We start from the raw sequence: 18,419 nt of genomic DNA on the forward strand, positions 1-18,419 counted from the left end.
ATGTCGTACAAGGTTCGCATAGAAAGCTTCGAGGGGCCGTTCGATCTGCTGCTGTATCTGGTCAGCAGGCAGAAAGTCGATATCGGGGCCATATCCATCACCGAGATCGCAGATCAGTACCTGGCCGAGGTGTCGCGCATGAGCAACCTCGACCTCGATGTGGCGAGCGACTTTCTGCTTGTGGCTTCGACGCTGCTCGAGATCAAGGCCGCAAGCCTCATTCCGCAGGAGAAATCGGCGACTGCCGAGGAATTCCAGGAGATCCCGCCTTCCGAGGCGCGCGACATTCTCGTCGAACGCTTGCTCGAGTACAAGAAGTTCAAGAACGCGGCGGCGGGGCTTCACGCCCGGTTCGTCGCGGAGGGCCGCATGCACTCGCGGCCTTTCGGTCCGGACCTGGATTTCCTTTCGCTCGTGCCCGATTACCTCGAGCACGTCACACTCGACGCGCTCGCCTATCTATGCGCTGCAGCGTATGCGCGCCGCGATGTATTCTTGCTCGAATCGGAGCATATCGCCGCGAAGCCCATTCCGGTGGAAGTGCATGTACGGGCGATTCACCAGCGCGTAAAAAACAGCAAGCACCTGCGTTTTTCAGATCTCGTCGATGCGCAGACGCCCACGCCCATCGTGGTCGTGACGTTCCTCGCCATTCTCGAGCTGTACAAGCGCTCCATGGTCACCATCAAGCAGAAAACCTCGTTCGGGGATATCGATATCGATTTCATCGAGGGGTCGGGCGAACTCATCTTCGACGGCGACGACGCCATCACCTCGATAGGGGAGGAATAGGTTATGTTCTCGGGTTTGCAGGACTACCAGCTTAAGGGCGCGCTCGAGGCGATGCTCTTCGTGACCGACGAGCCGGTGAGCACCATCACGCTCGCCGACATGCTCGAAGTCGAGCCGGGCGAGGTGGAGTGCGCGCTCGTCGATCTGCGCGCTCAGCTCGAAGACGAGAACCGCGGCATCCAGCTGCGCGAGGTTGCAGGCGGATGGCGCCTGTTCACGCACCCGGTATACCACGAACTCATCGAGCGCTACGTGCTCTCGTGGGATACGCGCAAGCTTTCGCAGGCGGCTATGGAGACGCTCGCGATCGTCGCCTACGGCCAGCCCATTACCCGCGGCGGCGTAGCGTCGGTGCGCGGCGTGAACTCCGACAGCTCCATCAACTCGCTCGTCGAGAAGGGGCTCGTGCGCGAAGCGGGCACCGAGGACGCCCCGGGCAATCCGACGCTCTACGCGACGACGCGCACCTTCCTCGAAAAGTTCGGGCTGCGCTCGACCGCCGATCTGCCCGACATCGCCGAATACGCTCCCGACGACGAAACGCGCGCGTTCATCTGCGAGCGGTTGAGTGCGACGAGATCCGATGCGCCCGTCGACGGGGAAGACGGATACGGCGATTTCGAAGCCCGGTTCGACATCGACGAGATGGCCGAACGTGCAGGGGCGGGCGGCGCTGGGAACGCCGAGCCTGCAGGCGGGCCTTTGCCGGTTTCGGACGGTGCGGGATCGCCTGAGCGAACCGGGGGCGAAGCGGGCGAGAAAGAACAGGCGGGACGATCCGACGGAAAAGGGGATGCGGCGCTGCACCCGGAGCCGACGGGTGGCCAGGCGATGCTCGCCGAGGCGATGGCGGCAGGGTTCGGTCTGGTGGAGAAGATCGATTTCGATGAGCTCACCTTCGAAGAAGAATAGCGGACGCCGCGCGGATACCGCGGGGGCCGCCGAACCCGAGCGGCGTGCGACCGAAGCGCGGACTGCCACCGCGAGCAGCGCTCAGCCCGAGGAGCGCATCGTCGTCATGCGGCTGCAGAAGTTCCTCGCCCGTGCGGGAGCGGCATCGAGGCGCGGCTCCGAAAACCTCATGACCGCGGGCCGCGTAACCGTCAACGGCCGGGTGGTAACCGAACTCGGCAGCAAGGTCGATCCGCGCGTCGACGAGGTGGCGGTCGACGGGATCGTCGTGCGGCTCTCCGACGAAGCGGTTACCCTGGCGCTCAACAAACCCGCCGACGTAGTTACCACGATGAGCGATCCGCAGGGCCGCCGCTGCGTGGCGGAGCTTGTGCCCACCGATCGCTATCCGGGGCTCTATCCGATCGGCAGGCTCGATCGCGACACGACGGGCTTGCTGCTCTTCTCGACCGATGGCGAGCTGGGGCATGCTCTGCTTCATCCGAAGAAGCACGTCGAGAAGCGCTACGTGGCGCTCCTCGAGGGAAGGCCGAGCGAATCTGCATTGAAACGGTTGCGGGGCGGCATCGAACTCGACGATGGCATGACGCTTCCCGCGGCGGTCGAGCTGCTCGAAGGGAAAGAGGCTGCCGCAGCGCTGTCGACCCTCGTCGAAACGGCGCGCACGGTGCAGAAGGCATCGGAGCAATACGTGCGCGAGCTGGCGAACCGGTCGGAGCACCGATCGGTGGCGAGCATCGTCGTCCACGAAGGGCGAAAGCGTCAGGTGCGTCGGATGTTCGAGGCGATCGGCCATCCGGTAGCCGCGCTCCACCGCACCGATTTCGGGCCCGTTTCCATCGGCGACCTTGTGCCTGGTTCGTGGCGGCGAATCGAAGGCGAAGAACTTGCCGCGCTGTATGGCGCTTTGCGCCGATGATGCTAGAATAGCCCTACTGAACCGATCGATTCAAGGAGTTGAGCAGCAAGCATGTCCGCATGCGTTACCAGGATTGCAGTTGTGGGCCTCGGCCTTGTGGGAGCCTCGTTTGCGGCCGCCTACCGCGCCCAGTGCCCCGAATCGGAAGTGCTCGGCGTCGACATCTCCCCGGAAACGAACGCTTCGGCGCTCGAGCGGGGATGGGTCACGGCTGCGGCCGAACCAGGCGATGCCTCTTTCGAGGAGTTCGTCAAAGGGGGATGCGAGATCGTCGTCATCGCCACGCCCATTGCTGCGGTCGACGAGTACTTCGAGCGGTTGTCGGCATGGGACTATCGAGGCGTTGTCACGGATACGGCATCGACCAAGGCCCACATCCTTGCGGCGGCCTGCGAGCTTCTTCCCCATCCCCATAACTTCGTGCCGGGTCACCCCATGGCCGGTTCCGAGGTCAACGGCATCGAAGGTGCGCGCGCCGACCTTTTCAAAGGGGCCCACTGGATCCTCTGCCCCGACGAGAATACGGCGGCGGAGCATTTCCAGCTTCTGCACGAGGTCATCACGAGCATCGGTGCACGCGTGATCTCGCTTCCGCGCGAGGATCACGACGAAGCGGTCGCCGTGGTAAGCCACGTACCGCACATCATCGCCTCGTCGCTCGTCGAGCTTGCGAGCAGGCACGCCGACGACCAGCAGGCGCTGTTCCGCCTTGCGGCGGGCGGCTTCAAGGATTCTACGCGCATCGCCGCCGGTTCGCCGAAGCTGTGGTGCGGCATCGCATTCGACAACGCCGCCGCACTGAGCCGGGGCCTCGCCGAGATACGCGATATCGTCGGGCAGTTCGCCCAAGCGCTCGAAGCGGGGGACCGCGAGGCCATGACAGCGCTTTTGAGCCATGCCGCCGAAGCCCGCCGAGCCCTTCCCGCCGCATGGGTGCCGAGCACCGAGAAGCTTCTCGAGGTGCGCATTCCCATGGAGGACCGCAAGGGCGTCGTCGCAGAGGCGACGACGATAGCGAGCCAGGCGGGGTGCAACATCCAATCCATCGAGATCGACCACATCACCGAAGACAGCGCCGTTTTGAGCCTCGTCCTCACCGACGAAGGCGATGTCGGCCAGCTTTCGGCCCAGCTTATCAAAGCAGGTTTTTCGGTATCGTTTTCCCCATTGAGCCCTAAGGAGCACACCCATGTCGAATGAAGCAGGAAAGACCGCCATCCGCCCGCTTTCGGCCCCGATCGCCGGTTCGACGCACGTTCCGGGGGACAAGAGCATCTCCCATCGAGCCGTGCTGTTCTCGGCGATGGCCGAGGGCACGTCGCAGATCACGGGCATCCTCGATTCCGCCGACGTGCGTTCGTCGATTCGCGCGATCGAAGCGCTCGGAGCCGAGGTGTCGCTCGAGAAGCAGCCCGACGGCAGCCTGGCGGGCGGCATCACGGGCTGGGGCGAAAAGGGCCCCGTGCAGCCCGACGAGCCGATCGACTGCGGCAACTCGGGAACGACGGCGCGCCTGCTCATGGGCGTTCTGGCCCCGTGGCCCGTGCAGGTAACCATCACGGGTGACGATTCGCTCCAGAAGCGGCCGATGCGCCGCATCACGGCGCCGCTCATGAAGATGGGCGTCCGCTTCGCCCCCGAAGGCCAGGAGAACCTGCCCATCACGGTGTGCGGAACGAAATCGCTGAAGCCGATCGCCTACGACGCGCCGATGGCTTCGGCCCAGCTGAAAACCGCCATCCTGCTCGCAGGCGTGTACGCGAACGGCACCACGACGGTCAACGAGCCCTCCGAGTCGAGGAATCACACCGAGCTCATGCTGCCCGAGTACGGCGTGAAGACGACGGCGGCGGCGCGTACGGCGAGCGTGGTCGGTCCGAGCGTTCCCGCCGCAGCAGAGGTCGTCGTGCCCGGCGATCCCTCGTCGGCGGCCTTCCTCGTGTGCGCGGCGCTGCTCAAGCGCGGCAGCTCCATCCAGGTCGAGAACGTCAGCCTCAACACGGCCCGCATCGGCTTCACCCGCACGCTCGAGCGCATGGGCGCCGACATCTCGGTGCGCCATACGGGGTCGGAGGGCAAGGAGCCCTACGGTATGATCGAGGCGACCTATACCGGCACCCTTCGCGGTTGCGAAGTCCCGGCCGATAAAATCGCGAGCATCGTCGACGAGGTGCCCGTGCTGGCGCTCGTGGCCGCCCATGCGCGCGGCGTGACGGTGTTTCGCGACGTGAGCGAGCTGCGCGTGAAGGAGACCGACCGCTTGGCGGCGATCGTCGAAGGTCTCGATCTGCTTGGCGTGGACGCATGGATCGATGGAAACGATCTGTTCATCGAAGGCCAGCCCGGGCTGAAGGCCGAGCCCGGCACGGTGTTCGATTCCAAGTGCGATCACCGCCTCGCCATGACGTGGGCGCTCGTGGGCTTGTGCGGTTCGACGCCGATCGAGGTGGAGAACTTCGATTCGGTGAAAATCAGCTATCCGGAATTCTTGGACGATATTGAAAGGTTGACGCGATGATCATAGCTATTGACGGCCCCTCGGGGGCGGGAAAATCGACGGTTGCAAAAGCCGTTGCGAAGAAGCTCGATTTCTCCTGCCTTGATACCGGCGCGATGTACAGGGCCGTTGCGTGGCAGGCGCTTTCCGACGGCGTAGCCCTCGACGACGAAGAGGCGCTCGGCCGCATCGCTTGCGAGAAGAACATCGAGTTCGGGCATGCGGACGGGGATCCCGTACCCAAGCGCGTGTTCATCGACGGCATCGAGGTGACCGAGGCCATCCGTACGGCCGAGATCGATAAGGCGGTCAGCCCCGTATCCGCCGCGAAGCCGGTGCGCGAGGCGCTCGTCGCCCAACAGCAGCGCATCGGGCGGGCGGGCAACTACGTGGTCGAGGGGCGCGACATCGGCACCGTGGTGTTCCCGGAAGCCGAAGTGAAGGTGTTTTTGACCGCATCCGACGAAGAGCGCGCCCATCGTCGCGTTCGCCAGAACGTCGATCGCGGTATCGGGTCGATCGATTACGGCGAAGTGCTCGCCGATCTGCAGCGCCGCGACGAACATGACTCGACGCGCGCGACTTCGCCTCTGAAACCGGCCGACGATGCCGTGCACATCGACTCCACCGGAAGCTATATAGAAGATGTGATCGAGCGCATCTGCGAGATGGCACGCAACAAGATGAACCGCTAGAATAGGTTGCTGCTGCCGAAGGCGGCATTCGAGGTGCAACGCGATCTATCCAAAGGAACCCGATGAGTTTGTTTCTGCCATACGAGAAGATGTGGGATATGCCGCTCGGCGGCGAGTCCGACGAGAAGCAGGTGCCCCACTGGGCAGGAAACATCATATACGGGTTCCTTGCAGCCGTGTTCAAGGTGTGTTTCCGCTACCGCGTCGACGGACGCGAGAAGCTGCGCGGGTTCGAGGGAAAAAGCGGCGTGCTCGTGGTGAGCAACCACACCTCGTTTCTCGACGTTGCCTTCATGTACCTGGCTGCACGTCCGAACCAGTGGATTCGCTTTCTCGGTCGCGAGGATCTGTTCGACAACGCCAAAGGGCTTGTCGGCCAGATCCTCTCGCGCGTCGGCGCGTTTCCCATCAAACGCGATTCGGCCGATCGCTCGGCTATCAAGCGGGCAACCCGCATGCTCAAGAACAAGGAATGCGTGGGCATTCTCCCTGAAGGCACGCGGCGCGGCAAGGGGTCGAAGGATCCCGAACTGCACAGCGGCGCGGCCTTCATCGCACGTATGGGCCATGCGCCCATCCTGCCCATGACGGTGCGCGATGCCGAGAGGGTCAAGGAAAAAGGGCGATTCTTCCGCTTTCCCAAGATAACGATCGAATACGGCGATCCTCTGCTGGTTTCCGATTTCGATTTCCTTCCGAAGGAGGAGCGGCTCGACGCGTGCACGTGGTACGCCATGCGCGAGTGCTTCGCCCTCTCGAGACGATGCGCTCCCGAAGAGGTGGACATGCGGGAACTGTTTCCCGCCTCGCGCGACTATGCGGCCGTGTTCGCGGAGCACCCCGTCGTCCGCCATACGACGCAGGAGCTGGTATCGGAGATCGAGCGCAAGGCGCAGCAGGAATCGAACGGAGGCGAGCGCGCGGCATGAAGGTTGTAAAAGCTCGTCATGCGGGGGCATGCTACGGCGTCCAACGCGCTCTCGACATGGCCTACGCCGCCATCTGCGATGGAAGCCGCGCCTACACGCTCGGCCCGCTCATCCACAATCCCCAGGTTGTGACCAGGCTCGAAGAGCGCGGTGTAGCCGTCGCCTCGACCCTCGACGATATCGACGAGGGTATCGTCATCATCCGAAGCCACGGTGTCGTTCCGCAGGTCAAGCACGATGCGGAGGCAAAAGGCCTTCCCATAATCGATGCGACCTGCCCGCATGTGGCACGCGCCCAAAAGGCGGCGTCGGGTCTTGCCGACGAGGGATATCACGTGATCGCCGTGGGCGAGGCGGGCCATCCCGAAGTCGAGGGCATGAAAGCGCATGCCGAGGTTGCCGGCGGCGAGTGCATCGTCGTGGCAGGCCCTGAGGAGCTTCCCGAGCGCCTCGAAGAGCCCGTGGGCATCGTCGTGCAGACCACCCAATCGAAAGAAGCGCTCGACGCGGTGGTCGAAGCGCTGCGGGATCGGGGCATCGAACCCCAGGTGAAGAATACGATCTGCTTCGCGACGCGCCAGCGTCAGGAGGCGGCGGCCGAACTTGCCGAAAGCGTCGATGCGCTCGTGGTGATCGGCGGACGGAACTCGTCCAACACGACGCGCCTGTACGATATCTGCAAAGCCATCTGCTTCGAATCGCACCATGTTGAAACGCCTGACGAGATCGACCCCTCGTGGTTCGACGGCTGCGAGACGATCGGCGTGACGGCGGGGGCATCGACCCCCGAAGATCAGATCGACGCGGTTGTCGAGCGGTTGGAATCGCTGTAGGGCCATGGGAGATGCACCGAGAGCGCTCATAGCGTCGGTTGAAGCGGGAAGCCCTGCTGACGATGCGGGGTTCTATGCCGGATGCTCGATCACCGCGGTGGACGGAATCCCCGTACGCGACATCATCGACTGGCGTTGGATGAGCGCCGAAGACGAGATCGAGCTCTCCTACATCGACGGCGACGGCGACGAGGGATCGGTTACGCTCGAGCGAGACGGGGGTGAGGAGTGGGGCATCGAGTTCGAAGGCGCCATCTACGACGATGTGAAGCTGTGCCGCAACGCCTGCACGTTCTGCTTCATGCGCCAACTTCCCGACGACGTACGCCCCTCGCTTGTGCTGCGCGACGACGATTTCCGTTTGAGCTTTCTCCAGGGAACGTTCGTCACGCTCACGAACCTCGGCGCCGAGGATGAGGCCCGCATCGTCGAGCAGCGCATCTCGCCTCTGCGCGTATCGCTGCATGCCGTGACGCCCGAGGTGCGCCGCGGTCTGATCGGCAAGCACGCCGCCCACGGGATCGCCGCCTTGGACCGGCTGCTCGAAGCCGGCATCGAAGTGCATGCCCAGATCGTGCTGCTGCCGGGCGTGAACGACGGGGAAGAGCTCGACCGTACGCTCGCCTGGGCCTACGCGCGACCCAACGTAAAGAGCATCGGCATCGTGCCGGTCGGATTCACGAAGCATCAAACGGCGTTCGATAAGAGCTTCAACGACGAGACGGACGCCCGTGCGGTCATCGCGTGCATCGAACCGTTCCAAAAACGAGCTCTTGTCGAGCGCTCCACACCATGGGTGTTTGCGGCCGACGAGTTCTATCGCAACGCCTACCCGAAGGACCTGCTCGACCACTTGCCTCCGGCCTCGTATTACGGCGATTACGACATGTTCGAAGACGGCATCGGCATCATCCGGTCGTTCGTGGACGACTGGGAGTCGAGCGGCGATGCCGAAAACCGGCTCGCTTCGCTGCTCGATCGCACCGGGAGGCGCGTCGCTTACGTGGTGGGATACGCGCAGCGGGAGTTCCTCGAGCCGCTCGTTGCCCGCGGACCGCTTGCGGGGCTCATGGAGGTGCTTCCCGTCAAGAACGAGTACTTCGGCGGCAACGTCGATGTGACGGGGCTGCTTACCGCCTCCGATATCGTGCGGGAGCTCAAGCGCGCACGAGGTTTCGATTTGGCGGCGATTCCCCGGGTGGTCTTCAACGCCGACGGCATGACGCTCGACGATATGGATTTGGGGAAAATGCAAAACGAACTCGCCGTTCCGCTTGCCGTGGTATCCTGTAATGCATCCGAGTATTTCGGGGAAATTGCAGCGCATGTGGAGCGTCTGGCCCCTGATGCCGAATGCTAGCCGCCACCCTGTGGAAGCGTGGATCGAAATAAGGAATTAACATGACATTACCGATAGTGGCAGTGGTGGGAAGGCCCAACGTGGGCAAATCCACCTTCGTGAACCGCATAGCCGAGGCCGACGAGGCCATCGTGCACGAGATGCGCGGCGTGACCCGCGACCGATCCTACCATGAAGCCGATTGGAACGGCGTGCACTTCACGCTCGTCGACACCGGCGGCATCGAAATGGGAACCGACGACGCGTTCCAGGGCTCGATCCGCTCCCAGGCGTTCGCCGCGACCCGCGAAGCCGATCTGATCGTGTTCCTCGTCGACGGCAAAACGGGCATCAACGCCGACGACGAGGAGGTTGCACGAATCCTCCGCAAGTCGGACAAGCCCATCATGCTTGCGGTCAACAAGATGGACACGCCGAACAAAGTGGACGAGATGTGGGAGTTCTACCAGCTCGGCTTGGGCGATCCGTGGCCGGTTTCGGCCATGCACGGAAACGGAACGGGAGACATGCTCGATCAGCTTGTCGAAGAGCTCAGGGCATTGCCCGAGAAAGAGGTTGGGGGAGAGCCCCTCGACGCGATCAACGTGGCCATCATCGGCAGGCCGAACGCGGGGAAGAGCTCGCTGACGAACACCATGACCGAAAACGACCGCTCGATCGTATCCGACGTGGCAGGCACCACGCGCGATGCCATCGATACGACCATCGAACACGACGGCCGCTACTACACGATCGTCGATACGGCCGGGCTTCGCCGCAAGAGCCAGATCGACGAGGATGTGGAGTACTACGGCTTCGTGCGCGCCATGCGCGCCATCGATCGCGCCGACGTCGCCCTGCTCGTGATCGACGCCTCCATCGGCCTCACCGATCAAGACCAGCGCGTGGCCGGTTTCGCGGCCGAGCGCGGGTGCGCTATGGTGATCGTGCTGAACAAGTGGGATCTCATCGAAGGCCCCGATGCCAAAGCCGAGATACGCGAGAGGATCGCCGATCGCATGTCGTTTGTGGGATACGCGCCGGTCATTTCCATCCAGGCGACGACCGGCAAGCGCGTGAACCGCATATGGGACGCGGTCGATACGGCATACGCCAACTTCAGCCAAGGGATCCCCACGAGCAAGCTCAACACGTGGCTACAGGGCATCAGGGATTTCGGTCACACCATCAGCCAGGGCAAGAAGATGCTCAAGATGAAATACGTGACCCAGACGGCAGTGAGGCCGCCTCAGTTCACGTTCTTCGTGAACCACCCCGAGATCGTCGACGACAACTACGAGCGCTACCTCGAAAACCGCTTGCGCGACAGTTTCGATCTCGTGGGAACCCCGATCAAACTCAAGTTCAAGCGGAAGGACTAGGCGTCACCCATGCAAGATTTCATCGATGCGTTCGTCGTCACGTTCGTTGTGACGTTTTTGCTCGGTTCGATCCCCTTCGGCCTCATCATCTCGAAGGTGTTCTACAAAACCGATATCCGCGAACACGGGTCGGGCAACATCGGAACCACCAATGCCATTCGGACGATGGGCAAGGTGGGCGGCTATTCGGTGTTCGTGCTCGATTTCGGGAAAGGGCTGCTCTCGGGTTTTCTCGGCATCTGGATCGGGCAGCTGTTCTTCTCGCTGCACGGCTACGGTGCGCTCGCAAGCGATCTGACCGCGATCCTTGCGCCGTTCAGGCTGGGGCCCGTCGGCGATCCCCTTGATCTTGCGACGCAGTTCTCGCAGGTGCTGCTTGCGGTATCGTTTCTCGGCTGCGTGTGGGGGCATATCTTCTCGCCGTGGCTCAAGTTCAAGGGAGGCAAGGGCATCGCGGTTGCCGTCGGGTGCCTGTTCGTCACGTTCGGCGTCGTCGGCGCAGTGCTCGAGCTCGCCATCTTCATCGTACTCGTCGTCGCGACGCGCTACGTGTCGGTCGGCTCGATCGCCGCAGCGCTCGCATGCCCGTTCTTCTCGCTGTACTTCTTCTGGGGCGACTGGCTCGCCTTCGCGCTCTGCTCGCTTGCCGGGCTCACGGTGGTGTGGGCGCATCGCGAAAATATCAAGCGGTTGCTCTCGGGCACTGAAAACCGTGTGGGAAGCAAGAAGAAGGCGTAGGTTTCGATGACGTCCGGCTCGTCTGCGGGCGGCATCGCGCATGCGCAAACCCATCGAATCCGCGCATGCGGGTTTAAGCGTACGGCGGCTTTCGGCCGCATTCGATAGGAGGACACATGACGATCTCGGTCATCGGCGCCGGCTCGTGGGGAACCGCCCTCTCGCAGCTCCTTGCGGTCGGCGAGCACGAAGTGATGCTGTGGGCCCGCAAGGACGAAGTGGTCGATTCGATCAACGAGCGCCACGTGAACCCCCGCTATCTGAGCGACGTGTTCCTGTCGGAGCGCATCAAGGCAACGACGTCGTACGGGCAGGCGCTCGACGGCGCCGAGGCGGTTGTGATCGTGACGCCGTCGAGCCTCATGCGCGAAACGGCGCAGGCCATTGCCGCGTACATCACCGATGAGACCCCGATCGTCGTCTGCTCGAAGGGCGTCGAAGAGGGGAGCGGGCTTTTGCCGGTGGAGGTGTTCGAAGCCGAGCTCGGCGGCAAGGACCGCTTGGCCGTGCTTTCGGGCCCCAACCACGCCGAAGAGGTCATCAAGCTCATGTTCTCCGCGACGGTCGTCGCCTCGTCGTCCGAAGCGACTGCGGAGTTCTTCCAGAGGCTGTTCGCCACCGATACGTTTCGCACGTACGTGAGCGACGATACCTGCGGAGTCGAGCTCTGCGCGGCGTTCAAGAACGTCATCGCCATCGCCGTGGGCTTATCCTACGGGATCGGCTACGGCGACAACACCGCAGCTCTGCTTATGACGCGCGGTCTTGCGGAGATGAGCAGGCTTGTGGCGGCATGCGGAGGCAATCCCCTTACCTGCATGGGTCTGGCGGGAACAGGCGATCTCATCGCCACCTGCACGTCCGAGCATTCGAGGAACCGCCGCTTCGGAACCATGGTCGCCGAGGGCAAGACGCTCGCCGACTTCACGGAATCGACCCATATGGTAGCCGAGGGCGCTCTTGCGTGCCGTACGCTTCAGACGCTGGCCGAGATGTACGGTGTGGAACTTCCCATCACGTCGGTGGTACGCGGCGTGGTGTGGGAAGGCGCCGATGTGAAGCAGGCGGCGCTCGATTTGGCGAGCAGGCCTCTCAAAACGGAATTCTACGGCATATAGGATGCGATCGCGATGGGTGGCGAAAGCGTTCGGCGAGCAATGGCGACACCGATAGGCGAAGGCGTTCGGCAGATGGAGCTTTCTTCGAAAGACGATGCTGCGGTTTCGGCCGACGGGGCGCACGCCCCGATGCGGCGCGCCTGCCTGCTCTTCGAAAGCCTTTTGGAAGAACGGCTCGACGGCCTCGGCGGGCGCGGGTTGCTCGGACTGACGGTTTCGGTACTCGGTTCGGCCGTTACCGTCTGCGACGCATCGCGCTACATCTACGTATACGCCCGTCAGCTCGGCTACGATATTCCGCCGTATCCGCTTGCGGGGTGCGGCGAGATACGGGAATTCTTCCGGGCCTTCGGCATAGCGAGCGTCCCCGATTTTTACGAACGCGCAGGATACGATGCCGATGCGTATGCGCAGCTGCCCGAGAAAACGGCCGTAGCGGTGAGAAGCGGGTGCGGCAAGCGCAGGCTCCTCGTTGCCGATGTGCCGTTCTGCCGCATCGAGGGGGCGATCGACATGCGCCGCAGCGCAGCTGAGGTCGACGCCGCTGCGCGTGCCGTTCTGCCGACGGTGCTTTCGGAGGCTGCGGCGCTCTCCTTGGCAGTGCGCATCCTCGAGGCAGCGCTCTGCCGAGGGGAAACGCCTGACGAGCCGATGCTGCCGTAGGCGATAGCGGGATCGTGCGGAGCTATGCCGAGGGTTCGACTCCGCTATCGGCGGCATCGATGCCGCGCAGGCGGCTGAGGTAGGGGGCGGTGTCGACGAGACGGGCGAGCTCGACGGATCCGGTGAAGCGGCGCGCTTGCGGCTTTACGAGCCCCGGCTTGTAAGCGAGCATGGTCACCGTCGTGTCGGCTGCGAACGTCGGGCGCGCTATGGTGCCGGTTTGCGCGCCGAGTCCGCTCGGGACGTCGACGGCGACGGCGAGCGGCGCGTCCTTGGCCTTCGTCGGCAGGCTCTTTCTCGACCGGTCGTGGTCGCCTCGTTCGAAGGCGCGCTTCCGATGGAATCCGCGTCCCTTCTCGCGCGACCCCTCGAAACGCCGTCTATTCGCGGCACGGATCCATCCGGCGTACGGTTCGCGCAGTTCGGTCCCTGAAAACCCGGTTCCGAGAACCGCGTCGACGACCGCTTTCGCCTCATCGAGGGCACTCGCGAGCACATCGGCGTCGGGCGCGACGAGCACGCTGAGGGGCAGGCCCCTCTCGCTTGCGTCGGCGAACGCCGCCATAGCCGTCGATCGGGCGGGTTCCGCCTTGATGCGCTCGGCGATATCGGGCGTGACGAGAATCGCCCTGTAGCCCGCTTCCGCGAGCGCATGGGCCGCTACCCACCCGTCGCCGCCGTTGTTTCCCGATCCGGCGAAAACGACAACGGGCGAGGGGTCGGGTACCCAGGCGCGGACTTCGTCGGCTACGGCGGTGCCGGCGCGCTTCATGAGCTCGGAAAGCGGCACCCCGTCGTCGGCGATCATCGATTCGAGCGCAGTCACGGCGGAAACGTCGAGCGGGCTTCTCCGATCGCGCTCTTGCTGCACGGCGTCGACGGTCATGACGCGCGTTGCGCTCAATACACCGTTCAGCATGATGAAGGGACGCTTTTTCACCGCCGAGCGGATCGCCCGCACGATAAGCGATAGGGCCCATGCGCCCATGAATACGAGCCATGCGACGACGAACCCGGCGCGGTGGTCGGCGAAGAATGCTGCAATCGAGCTCATTTCCGAAGCCTGGGCCGGATCGAGCGATACGATGCCGAACAGCGCGAGGAACGGCGCCAGCGCCAGCGCGTAGAGGAAGCCGTACCGGGCAAGGTACTGATACCATCGCGCCCGGCTCGCGTCGGGGCGGACGATGCGTAGCTTCAGGAGCATCTGCGCGGGCGTCTGGCCCTTGGTAAGGGCGGGGATCGCAACGAAGCATAGCAGGTAGAACACGGCATCGACCGCCATGCTGACCAGCCCCCACGATACGCCTTGCGCCTCGGCTGCGGCGCGTGCGCCCGTCGCATCGAGCGCTCCGGCAACCATGGTCGAGGCGGTTTGGGCAACGAAGACGTCGATGAAGAACGAGAGAGCGCGCTTGGTTACGCTCGCCCTCATGCCCGCCTCGCGCGCCTCTTCGTTCACGAGGCGTATGTCGGGAAGCAGGCGCATGGCGGGACCGACGAGCCAAAAGCCAACCATGGATCCCAGCGTATTGAGGATGAGGTCGTCGACGTCGAAGAGGCGGTACGGGTGCAGATAGGCTCCCCAGAGCCCCGTGATCTGCGAGAGTTCGAAGAACAGCGTGACCGAGAACCCGATGAGCAACGTCTGATACCAGGTGCGTCTGAAGTAATAGCGCAGATACATGCCGAGGGGGACGAGCAGAAGCACGTTGAAGGCCGCCTCGTACACGTAGGGGTCGCGCAGCGTGGCGAGCCACGTTGACGGATCGCCGAGCGAAAACGTCGTTTCGGCAAGGAATTCGCGGACGAAGTTGAATGGCATGAGCTGCGGCGTCGCCGCGTAGGCGACCACGGCCGAACGGTCTTCGGGCAACGGAAGGATGACGAGGAAGTACGCGCAGAGCAGATAGAACGCAAGCGAGTATACGATGAGGGTTCTGATCCAGGGGATCGACCCGAATTTGCGGTACTGGTAGATCATGTAGGGAACGGTGATGGCGAATGCGATAACAGGAAAAGCGATGGCTGCGGCGATGATGTTGTTCGTGTAAACGTTCATGGTTGCTTTCTCGTCGGGTGTCGGTGCGTGGATGCGGGCGGGTCTTGCGGTTGCTACGGAGCCTGGCGGCCTCTTTCGAGGGAGAGCAGGAACTCCTTAACCTTGAGGCCGCCGCCGCATCCTCCCGATTTGCCGTTCGCGCCGACGACGCGATGGCAGGGGATGACGATGGGAATGGGATTCTTGTTGTTCGCCTTGCCGACCGCCCTTTGGGCGCCGGGGCTGCCGATCGCTTCGGCGATCTGGCTGAAGCTCCTCGTCTCGCCGTAGGGGATTGCGCGAAGCGCCTCCCAAACGCGTTGTTGGAATGCGGTGCCCCGCGGGGCGAGCGGAAGGTCGAACGCCGTGCGCTTTCCCGCAAAGTACTCCTGAATCTGGTTCGCAGCCCGGTTGGTGAGCTCGGTGGGCTTTTCAGCTCCTTCGAGCTGCCGCGCACCGAAGGCGAGTTCGGTGATCGCTTGCCCGTCGGAGGCGATGGTAACGTGCCCGACCGGTGTGACGTAGCAGAAATACGTTGGGCAATCAGGTGTCATGGCTCGCCTTCTTTCGGTTGCATGCGCCCATTATAGTGCAGGGCGATGCATCCGTCCGTGACGAACGGATGACAACGATGCGGGCGTGACAGCGGGCGGCTTCGGTGCCGGCGCACCATGCGCGCAGGGCGCCTGCGGCAGGCTCATCGCTCTGCAAACGGTGCTTCGATGGCATGCGGCGTGTGATTTTTCGGATAAGGGGCGAACGCGGCCGTCCTCGGCTGGGCATACGTTACAATCGTGAGAGCGATGAAAGGAAGCAGGCATGTTTGAACCGGTAAAAATCGCCCCCTCGATACTCTCGGCCGACTTCATGAACATGGAGCGCGATATCGCGATGATAGAAGAAGGCGGTGCGGGGTACGTGCACGTCGACGTCATGGACGGGCATTTCGTGCCGAACCTCACCCTCGGCGTGCCGTTCGTCAAGCAGCTGAAGGAAGTTGCCGAGATCCCGCTCGACGTCCACCTCATGATAGCGAATCCGCTCGTGCAGATCCCGTGGTTCCTCGAAGCGGGCTCCGATATCGTTACGGTGCACCTCGAAGCGCTCGACGCCGTCGCCGGCGAGGTCGAGCAGGCGATCGGGATGATCCGCGATGCCGGTGCCAAAGCGGCGATCAGCATCAAGCCCGATACGCCGACGGAGGCCCTCGCTCCCTACATCCCCTTGCTCGATATGGTGCTCGTGATGAGCGTCTACCCGGGTTTCTCGGGGCAATCCTATATCGAGGGAAGCGATGCGCGCGTCGCCGAGGTTGCCGCCATGGCGGCTGCTGCGGGCACGCGCCCGCTTATCGAGGTCGATGGCGGCATGGGCGTAAAGACGGCGGGATCGGTCGCCGCATGCGGCGCCGACGTGCTCGTGGCGGGCAACGCGGTGTTCGGCGCGCTCGACCCGCGAGCGGCTATCGCCGAGATCGCACGCATTGCCGACGAGGCGCGCGAGCGTGCCCTCGCGGCAGGGGAAGGCGGGGTGCGCGATCGTGGGTAGGGCCGTGTACCTCGATTGGGCCGCTACGGCTCCCCTGTGCGAAGAAGCGGCGCGCGCCATGGAGCCGTACATGGTTCCGGGTCCGAACAACTTTCCCGCGGGCAGCAACGCCAACTCGCTTCACTCGGGTGGAAGGGCCGCTTTCGACGCGCTCGAGAAAGCCCGTTATTCGCTTATGCGCGATCTGGGGGCGAAGCGTCCCGACGAGATCGTCTTCACGTCGGGTGCAACCGAGGCGGACAATGCCGCGCTCGTCGGGATCGTATCCGCCTGTGCGGAAAAGAAGCGTCGGGCTGGGGCGAAAAATTTCGTTCCCCACCTGATCACGTCTTCGATCGAGCACGATGCGGTGCTTGCGGCAACCCGCGTTCTCGAGCGTACGGGTTGCGAGGTGACCGTGCTCGATCCGGATCGGCAGGGCTTCGTCGAAGTCCGGGCGCTCGAGGCGGCGCTCAAGGAAAATACGGTGCTCGTGTCCATCCATATGGTGAACAACGAAATAGGTTCGGTGCAGCCCGTCGCCGAGCTTGCGGCGATCGCGCGCGATGCGGGTGCGCTGTTCCATACCGATGCCGTGCAGGCGCTCGGCAAGATGCGCATCGACCTCGATGCGCTCGGCGTCGATGCGGCGTCGTTTTCAGCCCACAAGATCGGCGGCCCGAAAGGCTCGGGTGCGCTCTACCTGCGCACGAACACGCCGTTCGATCCGCTCGTTGTGGGCGGAGGCCAGGAGTCGGGACGTCGAAGCGGCACCCAGAACGTCTGCGCTGCGGCGGGGTTCGCTGCGGCCTGCGCGGCGTCGTGTGCGATGCAGGAGCTTGAGGCCGAGCGTTTGCGGGCTTTGCGCGACGATCTCTACGAGCGGCTCGCAGAATTCCCCCGTGTGTACCCGAGCGTCGAGGTTGAGCGCGGGAGCAGGGATTTTGCGCCCCATGTGGTAAACGTGTGCGTGGAGGGCTTCGAGAGCGAGACGCTGATACTGCGCCTTGACATGAGGGGCATTGCGGTATCGGGCGGCTCGGCCTGCTCGTCGTATTCGCTCGATCCGAGCCATGTGCTCAAAGCGCTCGGCATTTCCGACGACCGGGCTTTCGGGTCGCTGCGCGTATCGCTCGGCCGCTACACCGAGCCCGAGGATGTGGAATCGTTCATGGCGGCTTTCGAAGAGAGCCTGAAGGGAATCTGAGCATGGAGCTTGTCACCACGCATACGCATACGGGATTCACCGGCCACGGAAAGGGGACCGTCGACGAGCTGGTGAATGCGGCGCGATCTGCGAACATCAGCGTGCTCGCGATCACCGAGCATTATCCGCTGTCGGCCGCGATCGACCCGAAGAACTATGTCGGGATGGCCGCCGAGCGCCTTGAAGGGTACGTTGCCGACATAGAGGCGGCCCGCAGCCGCTACGACGATATAGAGATCCTGCTCGGTTGCGAGCTCGATTGGCTCGGCGACGACGAGGACCGCGTCTTTGCGCCGCACGAGTTCGACCGGTTCGAGGTCGTTATGGGGTCGGTCCATTTCGTGGACGCGTGGCCCTTCGACGATCCCGCCCAGCGCGATCATTGGGAGAACGTCGGGGCCGATAGCATATGGCGCCGCTATTTCGAGGTATGGTGCGAATCGGTGTCTTCCGACATGCCGTTTTCCATCATGGCCCATCCCGATCTGGTCAAGAAGTTCAACTACCGCCCCTCGTTCGACCCGATGTGCCTTTACCGCGACGCCGCCGAGGCGCTGCGCGAAAGCGGCAGGATGGTCGAGGTCAACACGTCGGGTTCGTATTACGCGTGCGCCGAAATGTTTCCCTCGCCGCAGCTCTTGGCTGAATTCTGCCGTGCCGGGATACCCTGCACGGTCGGCACCGATGCCCATGAACCGCATCTGGTGGCTCGCGATATCGAAAAGGGGTACCGCGCGATGTACGAAGCTGGTTACCGCGAGGTTACGGTACCGACACGGGACGGGGATCGAAGAAGCATTACAATCGAGTAAACCGCACGTCGAGGA

Annotated in this window: 18 protein-coding genes; 16 read left to right on the forward strand and 2 right to left on the reverse strand. The window is 63.5% G+C overall.

Going from position 1 to position 18,419, the window contains the following annotated elements:
• The 13 genes from MWL89_RS07490 to MWL89_RS07550 all read left to right on the forward strand — a co-directional run bounded on the left by MWL89_RS07490 (position 1) and on the right by MWL89_RS07550 (position 12,817).
• The gene (locus MWL89_RS07490) at positions 1-792 is read left to right on the forward strand and encodes a segregation and condensation protein A (RefSeq protein ID WP_102378277.1); all 792 of its coding nucleotides are present in this window, start codon (positions 1-3) and stop codon (positions 790-792) included.
• Between the two features lie 3 nt (positions 793-795).
• Positions 796-1,704: an SMC-Scp complex subunit ScpB gene (scpB, locus tag MWL89_RS07495; protein WP_244412490.1), complete on the forward strand. Its 909-nt coding sequence runs from the start codon at positions 796-798 to the stop codon at positions 1,702-1,704.
• Positions 1,705-1,810: 106 nt separating this feature from the next.
• Complete coding sequence (locus MWL89_RS07500; protein WP_244412593.1) at positions 1,811-2,623, forward strand: pseudouridine synthase; 813 nt, start codon at positions 1,811-1,813, stop codon at positions 2,621-2,623.
• 51 nt (positions 2,624-2,674) lie between these two features.
• Positions 2,675-3,823, forward strand: a complete 1,149-nt coding sequence (locus MWL89_RS07505) for a prephenate dehydrogenase/arogenate dehydrogenase family protein (protein WP_244412491.1) — start codon at positions 2,675-2,677, stop codon at positions 3,821-3,823.
• Positions 3,813-5,141 carry a 3-phosphoshikimate 1-carboxyvinyltransferase gene (gene aroA / locus MWL89_RS07510; RefSeq protein ID WP_244412492.1) on the forward strand — a complete coding sequence of 443 codons (1,329 nt, stop codon included), beginning with the start codon at positions 3,813-3,815 and terminating at the stop codon, positions 5,139-5,141. The genes MWL89_RS07505 and aroA overlap by 11 nt, the downstream gene beginning before the upstream one ends.
• Positions 5,138-5,815 carry a (d)CMP kinase gene (cmk, locus tag MWL89_RS07515; protein ID WP_102378273.1) on the forward strand — a complete coding sequence of 226 codons (678 nt, stop codon included), beginning with the start codon at positions 5,138-5,140 and terminating at the stop codon, positions 5,813-5,815. The genes aroA and cmk overlap by 4 nt, the downstream gene beginning before the upstream one ends.
• A gap of 62 nt (positions 5,816-5,877) precedes the next feature.
• Positions 5,878-6,744 (forward strand): lysophospholipid acyltransferase family protein, encoded by an 867-nt coding sequence (locus MWL89_RS07520; RefSeq protein ID WP_244412493.1) that lies wholly within the window; start codon positions 5,878-5,880, stop codon positions 6,742-6,744.
• Positions 6,741-7,577: a 4-hydroxy-3-methylbut-2-enyl diphosphate reductase gene (gene ispH / locus MWL89_RS07525; RefSeq protein ID WP_244412494.1), complete on the forward strand. Its 837-nt coding sequence runs from the start codon at positions 6,741-6,743 to the stop codon at positions 7,575-7,577. Before MWL89_RS07520 ends, ispH begins: the two co-directional genes overlap by 4 nt.
• 4 nt (positions 7,578-7,581) lie before the next feature.
• Positions 7,582-8,937 (forward strand): DUF512 domain-containing protein, encoded by a 1,356-nt coding sequence (locus tag MWL89_RS07530; RefSeq protein ID WP_244412495.1) that lies wholly within the window; start codon positions 7,582-7,584, stop codon positions 8,935-8,937.
• Between the two features lie 41 nt (positions 8,938-8,978).
• The gene (der, locus tag MWL89_RS07535) at positions 8,979-10,298 is read left to right on the forward strand and encodes a ribosome biogenesis GTPase Der (protein WP_102378269.1); all 1,320 of its coding nucleotides are present in this window, start codon (positions 8,979-8,981) and stop codon (positions 10,296-10,298) included.
• 9 nt (positions 10,299-10,307) lie between these two features.
• Positions 10,308-11,036: a glycerol-3-phosphate 1-O-acyltransferase PlsY gene (plsY, locus tag MWL89_RS07540; RefSeq protein WP_102378268.1), complete on the forward strand. Its 729-nt coding sequence runs from the start codon at positions 10,308-10,310 to the stop codon at positions 11,034-11,036.
• A gap of 116 nt (positions 11,037-11,152) precedes the next feature.
• Positions 11,153-12,154: an NAD(P)H-dependent glycerol-3-phosphate dehydrogenase gene (locus MWL89_RS07545; protein WP_102378267.1), complete on the forward strand. Its 1,002-nt coding sequence runs from the start codon at positions 11,153-11,155 to the stop codon at positions 12,152-12,154.
• 39 nt (positions 12,155-12,193) lie between these two features.
• Positions 12,194-12,817: a hypothetical protein gene (locus MWL89_RS07550; RefSeq protein ID WP_244412496.1), complete on the forward strand. Its 624-nt coding sequence runs from the start codon at positions 12,194-12,196 to the stop codon at positions 12,815-12,817.
• A gap of 22 nt (positions 12,818-12,839) precedes the next feature.
• Here MWL89_RS07550 and MWL89_RS07555 read toward each other — a convergent pair whose 3' ends face one another.
• Complete coding sequence (locus MWL89_RS07555; RefSeq protein WP_244412497.1) at positions 12,840-14,879, reverse strand: NAD(P)H-hydrate epimerase; 2,040 nt, start codon at positions 14,877-14,879, stop codon at positions 12,840-12,842.
• A gap of 53 nt (positions 14,880-14,932) precedes the next feature.
• Positions 14,933-15,412: a methylated-DNA--[protein]-cysteine S-methyltransferase gene (locus MWL89_RS07560; RefSeq protein ID WP_102378264.1), complete on the reverse strand. Its 480-nt coding sequence runs from the start codon at positions 15,410-15,412 to the stop codon at positions 14,933-14,935.
• 265 nt (positions 15,413-15,677) lie between these two features.
• On the opposite strand from MWL89_RS07560, the gene rpe reads away from it, so the two are divergent.
• From rpe to MWL89_RS07575, 3 genes are read left to right on the forward strand one after another with little or no spacing between them, the layout of a single operon-like run.
• The gene (gene rpe / locus MWL89_RS07565) at positions 15,678-16,406 is read left to right on the forward strand and encodes a ribulose-phosphate 3-epimerase (protein ID WP_244412498.1); all 729 of its coding nucleotides are present in this window, start codon (positions 15,678-15,680) and stop codon (positions 16,404-16,406) included.
• Positions 16,399-17,592, forward strand: coding sequence for a cysteine desulfurase family protein (locus MWL89_RS07570; RefSeq protein WP_279611965.1), 1,194 nt, complete (start codon positions 16,399-16,401; stop codon positions 17,590-17,592). Before rpe ends, MWL89_RS07570 begins: the two co-directional genes overlap by 8 nt.
• 2 nt (positions 17,593-17,594) lie before the next feature.
• On the forward strand, positions 17,595-18,404 hold the full coding sequence (locus MWL89_RS07575) for a histidinol-phosphatase (RefSeq protein WP_244412499.1): 810 nt from the start codon (positions 17,595-17,597) through the stop codon (positions 18,402-18,404).
• Positions 18,405-18,419: the final 15 nt, after the last annotated feature.

This window comes from Raoultibacter timonensis (genome assembly GCF_022845715.1).
Classification (GTDB): Bacteria; Actinomycetota; Coriobacteriia; order Coriobacteriales; family Eggerthellaceae; genus Raoultibacter; species Raoultibacter timonensis.